The organism is Achromobacter sp. RT286_PF (assembly GCF_059760425.1).
In genome coordinates this window covers 84502-99666 of record NZ_JCBAMR010000013.1, presented here as the reverse complement: position 1 = coordinate 99666, position 15165 = coordinate 84502, and the positions used below count along the sequence as shown (strand labels likewise).

The 15165-nt window shown below is 66.2% G+C and carries 15 protein-coding genes; 8 read left to right on the top strand and 7 right to left on the bottom strand.

The window, feature by feature from the left end; all coding sequences use genetic code 11:
* Nucleotides 1-67 precede the first annotated feature (67 nt).
* Nucleotides 68-322 carry a hypothetical protein gene (locus tag AC6LJY_RS13045; RefSeq protein WP_046807121.1) on the top strand — a complete coding sequence of 85 codons (255 nt, stop codon included), beginning with the start codon at nt 68-70 and terminating at the stop codon, nt 320-322.
* 77 nt (nt 323-399) lie between these two features.
* Here the strand turns inward: AC6LJY_RS13045 and AC6LJY_RS13040 are convergent, their stop codons facing one another.
* The 3 genes from AC6LJY_RS13040 to AC6LJY_RS13030 form a co-directional block, all read right to left on the bottom strand.
* Nucleotides 400-1611, bottom strand: coding sequence for a mechanosensitive ion channel domain-containing protein (locus tag AC6LJY_RS13040; protein WP_314364072.1), 1212 nt, complete (start codon nt 1609-1611; stop codon nt 400-402).
* Nucleotides 1612-1677: 66 nt separating this feature from the next.
* Entirely contained in the window at nt 1678-2055 is a 378-nt protein-coding gene (locus tag AC6LJY_RS13035) for a response regulator (RefSeq protein WP_046807122.1), read from the bottom strand.
* 10 nt (nt 2056-2065) lie between these two features.
* The gene (locus AC6LJY_RS13030) at nt 2066-5200 is read right to left on the bottom strand and encodes a CheR family methyltransferase (protein ID WP_498136112.1); all 3135 of its coding nucleotides are present in this window, start codon (nt 5198-5200) and stop codon (nt 2066-2068) included.
* Between the two features lie 200 nt (nt 5201-5400).
* On the opposite strand from AC6LJY_RS13030, the gene AC6LJY_RS13025 reads away from it, so the two are divergent.
* The 4 genes from AC6LJY_RS13025 (at nt 5401) to AC6LJY_RS13010 (ending at nt 7439) form a co-directional block, all read left to right on the top strand.
* Complete coding sequence (locus tag AC6LJY_RS13025) at nt 5401-5580, top strand: hypothetical protein (protein ID WP_104144168.1); 180 nt, start codon at nt 5401-5403, stop codon at nt 5578-5580.
* Between the two features lie 13 nt (nt 5581-5593).
* Nucleotides 5594-5980: a hypothetical protein gene (locus tag AC6LJY_RS13020; RefSeq protein WP_498136111.1), complete on the top strand. Its 387-nt coding sequence runs from the start codon at nt 5594-5596 to the stop codon at nt 5978-5980.
* Nucleotides 5981-6018: 38 nt separating this feature from the next.
* Nucleotides 6019-7026, top strand: a complete 1008-nt coding sequence (locus AC6LJY_RS13015; protein ID WP_498136110.1) for a chemotaxis protein CheB — start codon at nt 6019-6021, stop codon at nt 7024-7026.
* Between the two features lie 80 nt (nt 7027-7106).
* Nucleotides 7107-7439: a four-helix bundle copper-binding protein gene (locus AC6LJY_RS13010; RefSeq protein WP_046807127.1), complete on the top strand. Its 333-nt coding sequence runs from the start codon at nt 7107-7109 to the stop codon at nt 7437-7439.
* Nucleotides 7440-7477: 38 nt separating this feature from the next.
* On the opposite strand, the gene AC6LJY_RS13005 is transcribed toward AC6LJY_RS13010, so the two are convergent.
* The 4 genes from AC6LJY_RS13005 to AC6LJY_RS12990 all read right to left on the bottom strand — a co-directional run bounded on the left by AC6LJY_RS13005 (nt 7478) and on the right by AC6LJY_RS12990 (nt 9555).
* On the bottom strand, nt 7478-7696 hold the full coding sequence (locus tag AC6LJY_RS13005) for a hypothetical protein (RefSeq protein ID WP_046807128.1): 219 nt from the start codon (nt 7694-7696) through the stop codon (nt 7478-7480).
* A 314-nt stretch (nt 7697-8010) separates the two neighbouring features.
* Nucleotides 8011-8835, bottom strand: coding sequence for a DUF2243 domain-containing protein (locus AC6LJY_RS13000; RefSeq protein ID WP_498136109.1), 825 nt, complete (start codon nt 8833-8835; stop codon nt 8011-8013).
* The gene (locus AC6LJY_RS12995) at nt 8832-9299 is read right to left on the bottom strand and encodes a hypothetical protein (RefSeq protein ID WP_498136108.1); all 468 of its coding nucleotides are present in this window, start codon (nt 9297-9299) and stop codon (nt 8832-8834) included. Before AC6LJY_RS12995 ends, AC6LJY_RS13000 begins: the two co-directional genes overlap by 4 nt.
* Nucleotides 9289-9555 carry a hypothetical protein gene (locus AC6LJY_RS12990; protein WP_046807130.1) on the bottom strand — a complete coding sequence of 89 codons (267 nt, stop codon included), beginning with the start codon at nt 9553-9555 and terminating at the stop codon, nt 9289-9291. The genes AC6LJY_RS12995 and AC6LJY_RS12990 overlap by 11 nt, the downstream gene beginning before the upstream one ends.
* Before the next feature lie 229 nt (nt 9556-9784).
* Here AC6LJY_RS12990 and glf point away from each other — a divergent pair, with 229 nt between their 5' ends.
* Genes glf through AC6LJY_RS12975 form a run of 3 tightly spaced genes read left to right on the top strand, consistent with a single transcriptional unit; the run spans nt 9785 to nt 15161 of the window.
* Nucleotides 9785-12163, top strand: coding sequence for a UDP-galactopyranose mutase (gene glf, locus AC6LJY_RS12985; RefSeq protein WP_498136107.1), 2379 nt, complete (start codon nt 9785-9787; stop codon nt 12161-12163).
* A gap of 13 nt (nt 12164-12176) precedes the next feature.
* Nucleotides 12177-13322 (top strand): beta-glucosidase, encoded by a 1146-nt coding sequence (locus tag AC6LJY_RS12980; protein WP_498136106.1) that lies wholly within the window; start codon nt 12177-12179, stop codon nt 13320-13322.
* Nucleotides 13323-13325: 3 nt separating this feature from the next.
* Nucleotides 13326-15161, top strand: coding sequence for an ABC transporter ATP-binding protein (locus AC6LJY_RS12975; protein ID WP_498136105.1), 1836 nt, complete (start codon nt 13326-13328; stop codon nt 15159-15161).
* Nucleotides 15162-15165 lie beyond the last annotated feature (4 nt).

Genomic DNA, 15165 nt, shown 5'->3' with positions numbered 1-15165 from the left:
GCGTTATCCCGACATTCCGTCATCCCATCAATGGGGGCCGTTGCCCCACCAACGCCAGGAGCCTGCCATGAACATCCCGTCGACGTTGCAGCAAAAGCCGACCTCGCCGCAGCCCAACCAGGGCCAGCCCGACCAATCCCCCGCCGAGAATCCGGACCGCCGCGCGCCGGGCCAGGAACGGGACAAGGACGGGCGCTGGCCGCCCGATGCCCTGCCCAATCCGATGCCGGGCCTGGACCCGCAGCAGACCCCCGGTATCGACCGCTTGGGTGACGCCAATATCGCCGACCAGCAATGGCTGCGCAGCACGCGCGGCCTGTAATGGCCAGGATGCCGGGCGTTTCCGCCCGGCCTGGCGGCTACGCCGCTACGCCGCTACGCCGCTACGCCGCTAGGCCGCTAGGCCGGTAACGGCGCGGGCGGCGCACTCCCACCCGGGTTGCGTCCCCCCGCCGACCCACCGCCCTTGCCGGGCGAGGATCCCGCCGCATTTCCCGCCGCATTCCCGGCCGCATTCCCGGCCGTATTCCCTGCCGCGTCTTCCGCCGCCGGCGCCGCATCCGCCGCATCCCGCGGCATATGCAGAATCTGTTCCGGCAATGCCAGCGCGATGCCCGCCGCCTGCAACTGCCGCATGATCCCCAGGTTGATCGCCTGCTGGATGTCCATGTAGTGGTTGTAATCCGCCGTCAGCACGTAATAGACCGCTTCGAACTCCAACGCACCCTCGCCAAATCGGGCCAGATGCGCGCGGTCAAAGCGCGTGTCGCTCTGGCCCTCGATCTGCGAACGAATGATGCCCGGCACGGCGGCCACTTTTTCCACGTCGGTTTTGTACGTAATGCGCACTGAAAACACGATGCGCCGTTGTTGCATCCGTTTGTAGTTTTGGATGGTCTGTTTGAGCAGCTCGGTATTCGAGCAGACGATCTGCTCGCCGCCCAGGCTGCGAATGCGCGTGGTTTTCAGCCCCACGTGCTCGATGCTGCCGGCCACCTGCCCGAACACAATGAAGTCGCCGGCTTCAAAGGGCTTGTCCAACCCGATGGAGATCGACGCGAACAGGTCGCTCAAGATGGTCTGCACCGCCAAGGCCACGGCCACGCCACCGATCCCCAGGCTGGCGACCAGCGCGGTGATGTTCACGCCCAGGTTGTCCAGCATGGCCAGCAGCGCGATCACCCACACCAGCGCCCGCAGCAGAAAACTGAGCAGGGTTGCGGTCACGGTGCCCCGATTGTGCAGGGCGTGGCTCAAGCCCACGTCCACCGCGCGGTCCAGCCATAGCGCCAGTTGCAGCGCGATCAGCACAAACCACAAATGTTGTGCACCGCCTTCGCTCCAGGGGAACGGCGCGCCCGCCACGTCGATGCCGATCAGCAAGGCGAAGATGGCCAGCAGGATCCAGCTGGTGCGCTGCATGACGCGGATCGCGCCCGCCGCCATGCCGTGCCCGGGCTGCGCCGCGCGCCGCTCCAGCCGCGTGCGCACGAGGCGGAACGCAAAGATCAATATCAAATACAGGGTGGCCGCGACCGCCGCCGCGATCAGCCACAGGGCGATGGGATGGTCCGCGAGCGCGCGCGTTCCAGAAATCCATTGACTCAACATACCGCCTCCGCAAGGTTGGACTCGCGGTGGGCAGCAAATGTTGTGCCGCCGTGCGGCGGCGTCAGGCTACTGGCCGAACCGGGACAGCAGCATCGATATCAATCTGGCCTGGTTAAAGGGCTTTTCGCAACGGGGGAATTCGCGATAGCACGCTTCAAGGGCCTCGACACCAAACCCCGTCAGCAGCACCACATGCACGCCCTGCGCCGTCAACGCATCGATCAGCGGATAAGACAGCGTGCCGTGCAAATTGATGTCCACCACCGCGCAATTGAATTGCCCGGCGTGTGTGTCGGCAAAGCGCGTCGCCTCGTCCAGCCATCCAATCATGCCGACGATCTCGGCGCCCACTTCGCGCAGCGCTTCCGCCAGCGTTTCCGCAATGACGTATTCGTCTTCAACGATCAGCAACTTGCAAGCCGACAGTGGGAGAGTTTCAGTCATGGTGATCCTTTTACTTGGCCGCGATCTTAAAGTTGGTCGACGGTCGTAATGGAACTTCGATACGGCAGCGCAGGCCGTCTTCCCTGAAATCCAGCGACGTGCGCGCTTGCAGGGTGAACGTCAGTGCCTGTTCGATAAGCTCGCGCCCATAGCCCTTGCGGCGCGTATCAGGTGGCGTGGGCAGGCCGAACTCGTGCCATTCCACAACCAGCGTCTGCCCGTCTCCCTGTGGCAGCGTGTGCCATTGCACCTGCAACTGCCCACTGGCGTATTTCAAGGCGCCATGCTTGAGCGCGTTGGTGCCCAGTTCGTGCAGCGCCAATGCCAGTGACTGGCTGCATTCCGCGCTGACGAACGTGGGCTCGCCTTGCACCGACACATGCTGCCCATGCCCCACGGCGTCCAGCTCGCGGCGCACGATCTCGCCAAAATCCACGGCCTCGTGCGACGCATCGCTTAGCAGGCCCTGCACCCGGCTCAGCGCCGACAGCCGGCTGTCCAGCCGGTCATAGGGCTCGCCACGCCCCAGGGTGCGATACGCAATGCTCTGCACCAGCGCCAGCAGGTTGCGGGTGCGGTGTTGCAGCTCGGCAATCAGGATGCGATGCCGCTTTTCGGCCTGCGTGATCTGCGTGATGTCGATGAAGGTGACGACCACGCCGTCCACGCGGTTGTTGGCATCGCGGTAAGGCGCCAGCCGCAGCAGGTAGTGCTTGGCGTCGCCATCGCCTTCAATGCGGCGCTCGATCACTTCCTGGGTTCGAAACACCTGCTGGATGTCTTGCGCGAACGAGGGCAACGGGACGCGGCTGGCCAGGTCGGTAATGGGCCGACCCCGGTCGCTGGGCAGGATGCGGAACACGTCTGACACGGGCGGCGTGAAGCTGCGGATCACCAGGTTGCCGTCCAGGAACAGCGTGGCGAAGGCGGTGCTGGCAAACAGGTTGTGCAGGTCGCTGTTGCTGCGGTCCAGCTCGTCGACCTTGCCTTGCAATTCGGCATTCACGGTGTGCAGCTCTTCGTTGAGCGACACCAGTTCTTCCTTGGACGCTTCCAGCTCTTCGTTGGACGATTGCAACTCTTCGTTGACCGAGACCAGCTCTTCGTTGGATGACTTCAATTCTTCCAGCGCGGTTTCGTATTCCTCGATGGTCGATTGCAGGCGGTCGCGCGTTTCGCGCAGTTCGCTTTCAATCTGTTCGGCCGCGCCGATGTGCGCGGCGTGCAGATAGGCGTCGGCCTCTTCGCGGCTGACGGGCGGGCCGTCGTCGGCGAACAGCACCAGGTACAGCGGTTCGCCTTCGCGGTTCTCCAGCAACGGGTCCACCGTCAGGCGCAGCAGCTGCACGCGGCCGTCGTCGCCTTCGATGGCCACGTTATGGCGCGTGGCCGTCACGCCGGTGGACATGGCGTCGTTGAGCAGCGCGCGCATGTCCAGGCGCAGGTCCTTGCGCGCCAGCGCCAGGATCTGGCGCGTCGGCACGCCCGCCGCCGCCTCCAGGTACTTGCCCGTGCGGCCCGAGTAATACACCACGTCGCCATCTTTGTTGACCAGTACGTGGGGCGGCGCATGCTGGTTCAGCACCTGCGAATCGATGGACTGGCGCAGCCCCGTGGCACTGGCCGGCAGGCGCCGATGCAGAAGGTCCTGCGACGACGGCATCCCCGCCGATGGCAGGTTGAAATGCGGGCGCGGGCGTACGGCGATGTCGCTGCGCCGCTGGAAAATCCGATGCTTCTTGTCCACGGGGCCGAACATATCGGAGAACTGTGTCGTGTTTTCCGACATGCCCAGGAACAGATAGCCGCCGCTGCGCAGCGCGTAATGGAACGTCGGGAACACCTGCTTCTGAATGGTGCCGCCGAAATAGATCAACAGATTGCGGCACGACACCAGGTCGATGCGCGAAAAGGGCGGGTCGCGCAAAACGCTGTGCGGCGAAAAAATGCACAGTTCGCGGATCTGCTTGCTGACCAGATGACTTTCGCCATCGGCAATGAAGAACCGCTCGCGGCGTTCCGGGCTGACGCTGTCCAGCAGCGTGCCCGGATAGCGGGCCGTGCGCGCAATATTCAGCGCCCGCTCGTCGATGTCGGTGGCGAACAGCTGCACGCGCGGAGGAAGTTCCATCTTGTCCATGTGCTCGCGCAGCAGGATGGCCAGCGAATAGACTTCTTCGCCGGTGGCACAGCCAGGGACCCACACCCTGACCGTATCGCCAACGCTGCGCCCTTCCAGCAGCTGCGGCACCACCAGCTTGGCCAGCGCCTCGAACGCCTCGGGGTCGCGGAAGAAGTCGGTCACGCTGATCAACAGGTCACGAAACAGCGCGCCGGCTTCCTGGGGCGTTTGTCGCAGGTACGCCAGGTAGGCCTCCAGCGAGTCCGACTGGTTCACCTTCATGCGGCGATGCACGCGACGCATGAAGGTCTTGCTTTTGTAACCGCTGAAATCATGGCCCGTGCGGGTCAGCAAAATCGCATAGATGTCCGACTTGATCCTTTCCATTTCGGGGGGCATGGCTTCGTCTTCGTCGGCGGTTAACAGGCCGATCGGGGAGGGCGGCGCCGCGTCAAGCATGTGCAGGCGCGTGCCCATTTCGACTGCGGGCAGCGCAAAGTCGATGATGCCGGCGCCGATGGCGCTGTCGGGCATTTCGGCATAGGCCGGCCCGTTGCCATTCGGGGCCTGGGCCATGGTGATGCCGCCATATTCCTTGATGGTCTTCAGGCCCAGGGTGCCGTCGGAGCCGCTGCCGGACAGCACAATGCCCACCGCGCGCTGGCCATAATCGCGTGCCAGCGACATGAAGAACTGATCGATGGGGCGCCGCCCGCCGCGCGGGCCGGACGTGGCGGCAAGCTTGATGCGGCCCTGGCTGATCGAGATGTCGGCGTCCGCCCCCAGTACATAGACCTGGTTCATCTCGATCGCCATGTCGTTTTCCGCGGCGTTGACCGGCAACGACGTGTGGCGGCCGATGACCTCCGGCAGATGGCTTTCGCGGCCCGGGCCCAGATGCGTCACCACGATGAACGACATGTCGGGCTCTTTGGGAATGCCCGCAAAGAAACCTTCCAGGGCCTCCACGCCGCCGGCGGAAGCACCGATACCCACAACAAAAGCGGCACTGGAAAGGGTCATGTCGTTCCAAAAATGGGAAAAGCAGGATGATATTCGACGACGTTAGCACGGGGGATCACTGAGTGTCCCGGTCGGAAAAGTCTGCATACCTGTGCGGGACGCACCCTGAAAAAAACCGTGCGGTAACGGTGCTATACGACGGCGGTTTCAGGAATGCAGCTTGCGGCAAGACAAGCGCCACTTTTCAAAAGGAATTCGCGATGAAATCCAAAGACAACAAGCCCAACCCCACCGCCGACGACACCCCGCGCGAAGCGCAGGCCAGCCACCGCGACACGCAGAACCGCAGCAAGAAAGAAGGCCATGTCACGCAGATCGGCACCGGCCAGGATCAGCAGAGCCAGCGCAATCGCGGCGCCGGTTCGCGTAGCAAGCCTTAAAGGAGAACACGCCATGACACATCCTGGGCATAGCTTGCATGGGGCTCGCCGCTCAGCGCTTGCCCTCGCTTTGGCGGCGGGCCTGGCCTGGGCGCCGGTGACCTTCGCGCAATCGGCCGGGGGCCCGGCGGGGCGGGCGGGGCAGGGTGGCCCGCCGCCTGCCGGCACGCCGGCGCCCCAGGGGCCCGCGCCGGACAGCGGCGCACCGGCACCATCCAAAGGCGATCCGTCGCGCCCGCCGCCCACCGTGCCGCAGGCCGCGCCGGGCACCACGCCGTCGCAGCCGGTGCAGGGGCAGGGCACGGTCAAGGGCTCATCGGCCAACCCGGCGCCCGACGGGCAGATTCCCGGCGGCAAGGCGGGCTCGGGCGGACACAAGACCAACATGTTCGGCCGCTGAAAAAGGCCGGACGCCATGTAAAGCAAAGGCGACGCATCATGCAAAACCGAGACATCGTGGTGGTGGCGGTCTCCACGGGCGGCCTGGCCGCGCTGGAGGTCTTGCTGGGCGATCTGGACCCAGGCCTGCGCGCATCGGTGTTCGTGGCGATGCATGTGGACGGCTACCGCAGCGTCCTGCCCAGCCTGCTGCAAAACCGTACGCGCTGGCAGGTGCAACATGCCGAGGATGGCCAGCCCTTCGCGCCCGGCGTCGTCTATATCGCGCCGCCCGACCGGCACATGATTTTGCAGCATGACGCCACAGTATTGACGCGTGGCCCGAAGGAAAACTTCACGCGGCCGGCGGCGGACCCGTTGTTTCGTTCAGCCGCCGTGCATTACGGGCCGCGCGTCGTGGGCATCGTCCTGACCGGGCGCCTGGACGATGGCTCTGCCGGGCTGAAATCGGTGCACGCGTGTGGCGGTTTTGCCATTGTGCAGGACCCGCAGGACAGCGTGGCGCAGGATATGCCTGCCAACGCGATCGCGGCCGTGCCCACGGCGCAGGTGCTGCCGCTTCAACAAATTGGAAATGCGATGGCTAAAGCGATCAACACAACAGTGGCGCCTCGCGCGGCGGGTGGCGGGCCGTCCGAAACGCTGCGCACCGAGTCGCGCATGACGGAAACGGGCCAGTCCTCGGCGGCCGTGCTCGAACGCATCGGGCGGCAGGCGGGGCTGACCTGCCCGGAATGTGGCGGCGCAATCTGGCGCGTGGACACGGGCGTGCCGGTCCGGTATCGGTGCCACACCGGCCACGCATTCTCGTCCGCCTCGCTGAACGCCGCGCAGGCCGAGCAGGTTGACGATGCCATCTGGTCCGCCGCCCGCCTGCTGCGCGAGCGTATTTTGCTGGCCAGTGAAGAAATCGCTACGGGCGGGGCAACGGCCGAAGCCACGGGCCGGTTGCGGGCGTCGGTGGCGCAATGGGAGGCGGCCTACCAGCAGCTGCGCAGCCTGGCCGCGACCACCGACGGCCCCTTGGCGAAGACCGACATCGCTTGACCGGCGCGCCGAGCGCGGCAGGAATGCGGTTTGCGGCCCTTGCGGTCCCATCCCGGGACAAATATGCAAGGAGATCAGCGATGACCGCCGTGAACAAAGAAATGGAAGCCTGCATCGACAACTGCCTGGCCTGCTATCGGCACTGCCTGCAAACCGCGTCCAACCACTGCCTGGAGGCGGGCGGCGAACATGTCGAACCCGAACACTTCCGCCTGATGATGGCCTGCGCCGAAATCTGCCGTACGGCCGCGCACACGATGCTGATTGGCATCGAACAACACGATCGTGTTTGCGGCGCGTGCGCCGAAATATGCGCCGCTTGCGCGGACAGCTGCGAAGGCGTCGGTGGCATGGACGACTGCGTTGCAGCCTGCCGGCGCTGCGCCGACAGCTGCAAAAAGATGGCGGCCTGAACGGATGGCGCCCTGCGCGCGCGGGCGCGACCGGCCGGCTACGCCAGCCGCTGCGACGCCAGCCAAAGCGTCACCAGGAGCGAGCCGGCCACCATCCAGAACACGATGGCCAACAAAATACCTAGCGACAGCCGGAAGCCGGTTGCGGGACCGGCAAGCGGCAAACGAGTCGCGGGCGTGATCGGAAGCGAGGTCGCGGCGCCGGCCAGCGGCAGCGGGGCGGCTTGCGGCACGGAGGGCAAGGTGGGGGAGGCCATGGTCGATCCTGTAATCCAAGGACGTGTGTGGAAGGGTCCCGCCCACGCCGTGCGGGTCTGCAAAGGAATGCGGCGCAGGCCGCGGTCCTATACAGCAAGTGCCGTGCCCAAAGAAGAGCGCCTTCCCCGGGAGCGCCTTCCACGGGAGCACCTTCCCGGGAGCACCTGCCCCGGGAGCACCTTCCCGGGAGCACCTTCCCCGGGAGCACCTTCCCGGGAGCACCTTCCCCAGGAGCGGCTTCCCCAGGAGCCCGCCCCGGGCAGCGCCCGTCGGGGCAGCGCCGTCCCGGCAGCACCGTCCCGGGTAGCGCCTATCAGGCCCGCCCGTCGCGCGGCGCAATCCACGCCGAGCAGCCGCCCGGTGCGCTGGCGCCGCTGACGTAAAGCGCGCCCGCGCCAAACAGGGAAAACAGCGTCGCGCCGGGCGCATCCGCCAACACCCATACGCCGCCCGACGGGTCCGCCCACACCACGCGGGCGTCCGTGCCGTCCAGCGCGGCCAGCAAACCCGTCGCGCTGGCGCCCGGCCGCAACACCACCACCGACGTGTCCTGGGCCGGCGACGACACCGGATACAGGTTCAGGGCCGCCGCCGTGGTGATGACCACGGCCAGCAACGCGGACACGGCGGCGCCGCCCGCGCCCCCCGCGCCCCCCGCGCCTGGTCCTTGCCGCCGCAGCACCCACCCCGCCAGAAGCGGCACGATCCCAAACAGGACCAGCCACGCCAGCTCCCAGGGCAAGGGGTCGGCCACATCCATGCGCAGCCGATGCAGGCCCACCACCCAATGCGACAACACGGCATCGATCACATGCCATGCCCCAAAGCCGATCAGGAACTCGGCCAGCAGACGCTTGCGCGGCGGCAGGCCGGCACCGCGCGAGCGGTACAGACTCCACAAGCCTGCCCCTGCCACCGCATACATCAGGGCGTGGAAAACGCCATCGGCCACGACTTGCACGCGCAAATCAGCCAGGGATGCCGCGTTCAGACCGGAAAGAAGGTGGTGCCATTGCAATATCTGATGCAGCAGAATGCCGTCGAAAAAGCCCCCCATGCCGAAGCCCAATAAAAAACCCGCCCACGGATGGCGGCGGGGCAGGGCGGCGGCCGGGCCGGCCCGCAGCGGCGCGTTCATTGCGAGACCGGGCCAGAACGTTTGGGCAACACCGCCGGTGTGTCGTCCGCCGGCTTGAAGGTATCGCCTTCGGTGTCGCGCTCGGGGCTCGGGTTGCCGTCCATGGGCTTGACGCCGCCCGCGCGGGTGGCCGGCTGCCGGCCTTTCTCGCTATGGTCATCGGCGTGCTTGATGCCGTCCTGCACACGGTTGGCGATATCCACCTGGTCCTCGGTGGACGGCTCCACCGCGCCGCTGCCAGCGGTGGGCGGGTTGGTGGCTTTCTCTGCTTGCGTGGGCTTCATGGGGGCCTCCTGGAATTCAGGTTCAACAATGGACACCGCGTAGTCCGGATATTCGGTGCGGGCGGCTTCTACGGCGGCTTCGCAGCTGGGATAGGCGCGGGCGTCCTGCTGCACGCCAAGCATGGCTATGCCGCGAAAGCTCCATTTGCCGTCCGGGCGCTGAAAGGCTTCAACGATCATCTTCCGACTCCTCGCGCGGCGGCGCGGGGCGCGTGTCGTTCGAGCCGGGCAAGGTGCCGGTGCGCGCCTCGGTTTCTTCCTGGGCCTCGGCGCGGTCAAAGCCCGTGCCCTCGTGGCTGCGCGCGGCGGGCGGATGGTCAATATCCGGAATGTCACGCGATGCCTGGGGTTTGGACGACGGCCGCAACGCGCCAGCGTTGACGTCGGGCTGGCCGGGGATGGTCTTGCGGGAACCGTCTGTTGGGGATTGGGGCATGGGAGCTCTCCTGGCGGGGTTCAACGTGTCCGGCAGGCGAGCAATTGGCGTGCCCGCGACGACGCCGCAAGACGCTTCAAAAGCCTGCCGCCGAACAGGCGGCAAGGCAGCCGGCCCGCCTGCGCAAGACCGCGTGATCCGGCCCCGCATTCGGCAAGTTTTCGGCACGCCAATTGCGGCATCCGTCGCGCGCTTCCATTGCCCCTTATTTCTCCCTTGGAGTATCCCCATGAGCAGCACTGTCGACTCTCGATCCGGCGACCAGCCGGCAGCCGGACGCACCTACCTTGAAGACGCCTTGTCGGGCAGCTCATGGCTGGCACGCGATACTCCCGCCGTCGTTTGCTTTTCGCACTTGCGTTGGAACTTCGTGTTCCAGCGCCCCCAACATCTGATGACCCGGTTTGCGCGCGCGCACACCGTCTATTACGTTGAGGAGCCAGTTTGGGTGGACAGCGCGCGGCATGGCTGGCTGGAGGAAAACCAGTGCGACGGCGTCACCGTGCTGACCCCGCACCTGGCGCGCGATAACTGGGTGGAAAGCCACCGCCGGCTGTTGCAGGAAAAGCTCTGGGCCGACGGCGTGACACGGCCGGTGCTCTGGTACTACACGCCCATGAGCCTGCCGTTCTCGGATCAGGTCGAAGCCAGCCTCGTCGTGTACGACTGCATGGACGAGCTGTCCGCATTTCGCGGCGCGCCGCCGGAATTGGTCGACATGGAAAAGCGCTTGCTGGCGCGCGCCGACGTGGTGTTTTGCGGCGGCCACAGCCTGTATGAATCCAAGAGCCGCCTGCATCCCAATGTGCACGCGTTTCCCAGCAGCGTGGACGGCGCGCACTTCGGGCAGGCGCGCGCCGTCACGCAAATTCCGGCCGACTTGCAAGAAATACCCGGTCCGCGCCTGGGCTTTTACGGTGTGCTGGACGAACGCTTCGACACGCGTCTGGTCGCCGAGGTGGCGGCCTTGGCGCCCGACTGGCATTTTGTGTTCATTGGCCCGGTGGTCAAGATAGACCCCGCTGAATTGCCGCAAGCCGCCAACATCCATTACCTGGGACCGCGTTCGTATGACCAGTTGCCTGCTTATCTGGCGGGCTGGGACGTTGCGTTGATGCCGTTTGCGCTGAACGAATCCACGCGCTTCATCAGCCCGACCAAGACGCCTGAATATCTGGCGGCGGGGCGACCCGTGGTGTCCACGCCCATCAACGACGTGGTGCGCACCTATGGCGGTTCCGACGTGGTGTTCATCGCGCGGGACGCGCCCGCCTTCGTTAACGCCGCCGCGGCCGCGTTGCAGGCCACCAAGACCCCCGAGCTCCTGCTTGCCAAGGCTGACCATGCGCTGCGCGGGATGTCGTGGGACGCCAGCTGGGACGGCATGTGCCGCGTGATGAACCGCGCCTACACTAGCAGCGCAACGCGTCGCGCGGCGGCGCACGAGCCCGCGCGCGCCGTCAAGTCGGCCGGCACCGTGCGGCACTACGATTACATGATCGTGGGCGCGGGCTTTGCCGGCAGCGTGCTTGCCGAACGGCTGGCGCGCGGCAGCGGCAAGCGCGTGATGGTGGTGGACAAGCGCCCGCACGTGGGCGGCAACGCGTATGACTACTTCAACGATGCCGGCCTGCTGCTGCACCGCTATGGCCCGCACATCTTCCACACCAATTCCGCCAAGGTGCTGGAATACCTGTCGCGCTTCACGGCGTGGCGCAGCTATGAACACCGCGTGCTGGCGGAAACGCCCAAGGGGCTGGTCCCCATGCCGATCAACCTGACCACCTTGGAAAAGCTGTACGGCAAGCGCTTTTCGGCCGAAGAGGCCGAGCGCTTCCTGAAGTCGGTGGCCGAACCCATCGCCAACGTGGCCACGTCGGAAGATTTTGTGGTGTCGCAAGTTGGCCGTGAACTGTACGAGACCTTCTTTCGCGGCTACACGCGCAAGCAGTGGGGCCTGGACCCGTCACAGCTGGACCGTTCCGTGGCCGCCCGCGTACCCACGCGCCTGTCCACCGACGACCGCTACTTCACCGACCGCCATCAATGCATGCCGCTGCACGGCTACACACGCATGTTCGAACGCATGCTGGACCATCCGAACATATCGCTGGCCCTGGGGCTGGATTATCAAGAAGCCCGCGCCGCGTTCACCTTCGATGGCCTGATCTACACCGGCCCCATCGACGAATACTTCGGCTACCGCTTCGGTGCGCTACCGTATCGATCCTTGAAATTCCGCCACGAAACGCTGGATGAAGAATGGCATCAACCGGTGGGCGTGGTGAATTACCCATCCGAAGATGTGCCGTACACCCGCGTCACGGAATACAAGCACCTGACCGGCCAACAGCATGCGCGCACGGCCATCACTTACGAATATCCGTCGGCGCAGGGCGACCCTTACTACCCGATCCCGCGACCCGAAAACGCCGCGCTGTTCCAGCGTTACCAGGCGCTTGCGGATGCCACCCCGGGTGTGCATTTCGTGGGGCGCTTGGCCACGTATCGCTACTACAACATGGACCAGGTGGTCGCGCAGGCCTTGGCCACGTACGAGGCCATCGCCGCCAAGAACGCCGAGGTGCACACCGCGCTTGTCGCCTGAGCGGGGGCGCCCGATGCATTTTCAAAGTGCTTTCCTGGCGGGTTTCGAATGTTCATGCCACCGCTTTCCCGACGGACGCCAGCTGGATCTGCTGGCCTCCACCGGCCACGCCCAATGGGCCGAGTCGGACTATGCCCACGCCGTGTCGCTGGGGCTGCGCACCGCGCGCGACGGCGTGCGCTGGCACCTGGTCAACCCGGCGCCCTATGCCTACGACTGGTCCAGCGTGCTGCCCATGTTGCGGGCGGCGCGCGCGACCGGCATGCAGGTCATCTGGGATTTATGCCACTTTGGCTGGCCCCAGTGGATCGACATCTGGTCCAGCCGCTTTCCCGAGGCGTTTGCGCGCTATGCCGCCGCCGTCGCGCGCCTGATCGCACAAGAGTCGGAGCTGCCGACCTGGTTTTGCCCGATCAACGAGATTTCGTACTGGAGCTGGGCAGGCGGCGACATGGCGCACTTCAGCCCATGCGGCACCGGGCGGGGAGGCGAGCTTAAGCGGCAGCTGGTGCGGGCCTTTGTGCAGGCGGCCGACGCCATTCGCGAGATCGATCCCGGCGCGCGTTTTTTGGCCGCCGAGCCGATGATCGCGGTGCATCCGTGGCAACCGGGTGACGACGGCCCGGCCGCCGCCGCCAACGCCTCGCAGTTCGAAGCGGTGGACATGATCACCGGCCGCGCCCAGCCGGAATTGGGCGGTGACGCGCGCTACCTGGATATCGTGGGCGTCAATTACTACCCGCACAACCAGTGGCTGCATTGCGGCCCGCAGTTGCGCCATGACGACCCACGCTACCGGCCGCTGCGTGAGTTGCTGGCAGAGCAGGCGCAGCGCCATGGCCGTCCGATCCTGATCGCAGAGACGGGCGCGGAAGGCGCGGCGCGCGCGCCGTGGCTGCGCTACGTGGCGGACCAGGCGCTGCTCGCGCGCGGCGCCGGCGTAGATGTGGCGGGCATCTGCCTGTACCCGGTCACGGACTACCCCGGGTGGGAAGACAACCGCTACTGTTCGACCGGTTTGCTCAGCGCGCCGTCGGACACAGGCCAACGCGCGGTGTACGCGCCGTTGGAAGTCGAGCTGCGTAAACAGGCAGCGCGCTTTGGTGATGGCCCGGCTGGCTTGCTGGACGCGCCGCGCGCCGTTGCACTAGGGGGTTGAACCATGTCGTCGGATCAACAAGCATTGCCCACCCGACCGTTGGCGTTTATCTGGCGCTACGTTGCCCAGCGACGGCTGGCGTTCGGGTTGCTGGCCTTCGTGGTGGTGTTGGCCGGCACGTGCTCGGTCGCCGTGCAGTACGCCATGAAGCTGATCGTGGACGCCATGGCCGGCGGGCAGGCGTCGGCCGGTGATGTGTGGTGGCCGCTGGGCGTGTTCCTGGCGCTGATCGCCGTCGAAGCGGCGTTGTGGCGCAGTGGCGGCTGGCTGGGCTGCCGCAACATCGTGGCGGCCTGCGCGGCCTTGCGGGTGGAACTGTTCGAACACCTGAGCCACCACTCCACGCGCTACTTCCGCCAGCACCATTCCGGCGCGCTGGCCAACCGCATCACCGCCACCGCCACGGCGGCGGGCGCGATCTATGGCGCGGCGGTGTGGAGCATCATTCCGCCCTGCGTGGACTTCATCGGCGCCATTGTGGTGTTGTCGACGGTGGACTGGCGCATGGCTACCGCCTTGCTGTGCTTCGTGATCGTGTTGGGCGCGGTCATCATCGCCTTTGGCGCCCGGGGGCGTGGCCTGCACCAGCACTATGGCGAACAGGCGGCCCACGTCGGCGGCGAAATCGTCGACGCCATTTCGAACATCTGGGCGGTGCAGGCGTTTTCGGCCCAGGCGCGTGAGCGCGCGCGGCTGGAGCGGGCGCTGGGCGAAGAAGCCCGCGCGCAACGCCGCAGCTGGATGTACGTGGAAAAGGCCCGCGTGATCCATGATGCCTGCCTGTGGCTGGCGGCCAGCGCCATGCTGTTCTGGGTGCTGCATTCCTGGCAACGCGGCAACGCCACGCCGGGCGATGTGGTGGTGGTCAGCGCGCTGACCTTTCGCATCCTGCATGGGTCGCGCGACCTGGCGCTGGCGTTGGTCGGCACCGCGCAGCAGTTTGGCGTCATCGGCGAAATGCTGCGCGTGGTGGCGCGTCCGCCCGCCGTGCCCGACCTGCCCGGGGCGCGACCGCTGCGCCCGGAATCCGCATCCATCGTGTTCGACAACGTGCACTACACCTACCCAGGCGGCAATCGGGCGGTGCGGGGCGTGTCCTTGACGATACCGGCCGGGCAGAAGGTGGGCCTGGTGGGCGCCTCCGGCGCGGGCAAGTCCACGCTGCTGTCCTTGCTGCAACGGGCCGACGAACCGGACGGCGGCAGCATCTTGATCGGCGGGCAACCCATCCGCCACGCCACGCTGGAAAGCCTGAAGGACGCGATCTCGGTGGTGCCGCAAGACATCAGCCTGTTCCGCCGCAGCGTGATGGAGAACATCCGCTATGGCCGTCCGGATGCGTCCGAGGAAGAGGTGCTGCAAGCGGCCGCGCAGGCGCATTGCGCCGAATTCATCAGCAAGATGCCGCAGGGCTATGACACCGTGGTGGGCGAACGCGGCGCGATGTTGTCCGGCGGCGAACGCCAGCGCATCGGTATTGCGCGCGCATTTTTGAAAAATGCACCCATTCTCTTGCTCGACGAAGCTACCTCGGCGCTGGACAGCCATTCCGAAATGCTGATCCAGCGCGCGCTGGCGGAACTGATGCGCAGCCGCACGGTGGTGGCCGCCGCGCACCGTCTGTCTTCGTTGGCGCGCTACGACCGCATCGTGGTGCTGGAAAACGGCGCGGTCGTTGAAGACGGCACGCTGGATGAACTGCTGCGCGCCCATGGGCCGTTCCGCGCGCTGTGGGACCTGCAAGCCAGCCGCAAGGGCGCGATGCCGCATGACGACGGGTCGGTGGAATCGCTGGACGATGCGCGCGCCGCGCGCGAAGGCCAGCTCAAGCAGGCGTAGGCAG

Excerpts from the sequence above, each read along its gene's own strand:
- AC6LJY_RS13020 (WP_498136111.1), top strand. The coding sequence starts at position 5,594 with ATGACACATCCTGGGCATAGCTTGCATGGGGCTCGCCGCTCAGCGCTT.
- AC6LJY_RS13045 (WP_046807121.1), top strand. The coding sequence starts at position 68 with ATGAACATCCCGTCGACGTTGCAGCAAAAGCCGACCTCGCCGCAGCCC.
- AC6LJY_RS13015 (WP_498136110.1), top strand. The coding sequence starts at position 6,019 with ATGCAAAACCGAGACATCGTGGTGGTGGCGGTCTCCACGGGCGGCCTG.
- AC6LJY_RS13035 (WP_046807122.1), bottom strand. The coding sequence starts at position 2,055 with ATGACTGAAACTCTCCCACTGTCGGCTTGCAAGTTGCTGATCGTTGAA.
- AC6LJY_RS13000 (WP_498136109.1), bottom strand. The coding sequence starts at position 8,835 with ATGAACGCGCCGCTGCGGGCCGGCCCGGCCGCCGCCCTGCCCCGCCGC.
- AC6LJY_RS13025 (WP_104144168.1), top strand. The coding sequence starts at position 5,401 with ATGAAATCCAAAGACAACAAGCCCAACCCCACCGCCGACGACACCCCG.
- AC6LJY_RS13010 (WP_046807127.1), top strand. The coding sequence starts at position 7,107 with ATGACCGCCGTGAACAAAGAAATGGAAGCCTGCATCGACAACTGCCTG.
- AC6LJY_RS12990 (WP_046807130.1), bottom strand. The coding sequence starts at position 9,555 with ATGCCCCAATCCCCAACAGACGGTTCCCGCAAGACCATCCCCGGCCAG.
- AC6LJY_RS13005 (WP_046807128.1), bottom strand. The coding sequence starts at position 7,696 with ATGGCCTCCCCCACCTTGCCCTCCGTGCCGCAAGCCGCCCCGCTGCCG.
- AC6LJY_RS13040 (WP_314364072.1), bottom strand. The coding sequence starts at position 1,611 with ATGTTGAGTCAATGGATTTCTGGAACGCGCGCGCTCGCGGACCATCCC.
- AC6LJY_RS12995 (WP_498136108.1), bottom strand. The coding sequence starts at position 9,299 with ATGATCGTTGAAGCCTTTCAGCGCCCGGACGGCAAATGGAGCTTTCGC.
- AC6LJY_RS12980 (WP_498136106.1), top strand. The coding sequence starts at position 12,177 with ATGCATTTTCAAAGTGCTTTCCTGGCGGGTTTCGAATGTTCATGCCAC.
- AC6LJY_RS12975 (WP_498136105.1), top strand. The coding sequence starts at position 13,326 with ATGTCGTCGGATCAACAAGCATTGCCCACCCGACCGTTGGCGTTTATC.
- AC6LJY_RS13030 (WP_498136112.1), bottom strand. The coding sequence starts at position 5,200 with ATGACCCTTTCCAGTGCCGCTTTTGTTGTGGGTATCGGTGCTTCCGCC.
- glf (WP_498136107.1), top strand. The coding sequence starts at position 9,785 with ATGAGCAGCACTGTCGACTCTCGATCCGGCGACCAGCCGGCAGCCGGA.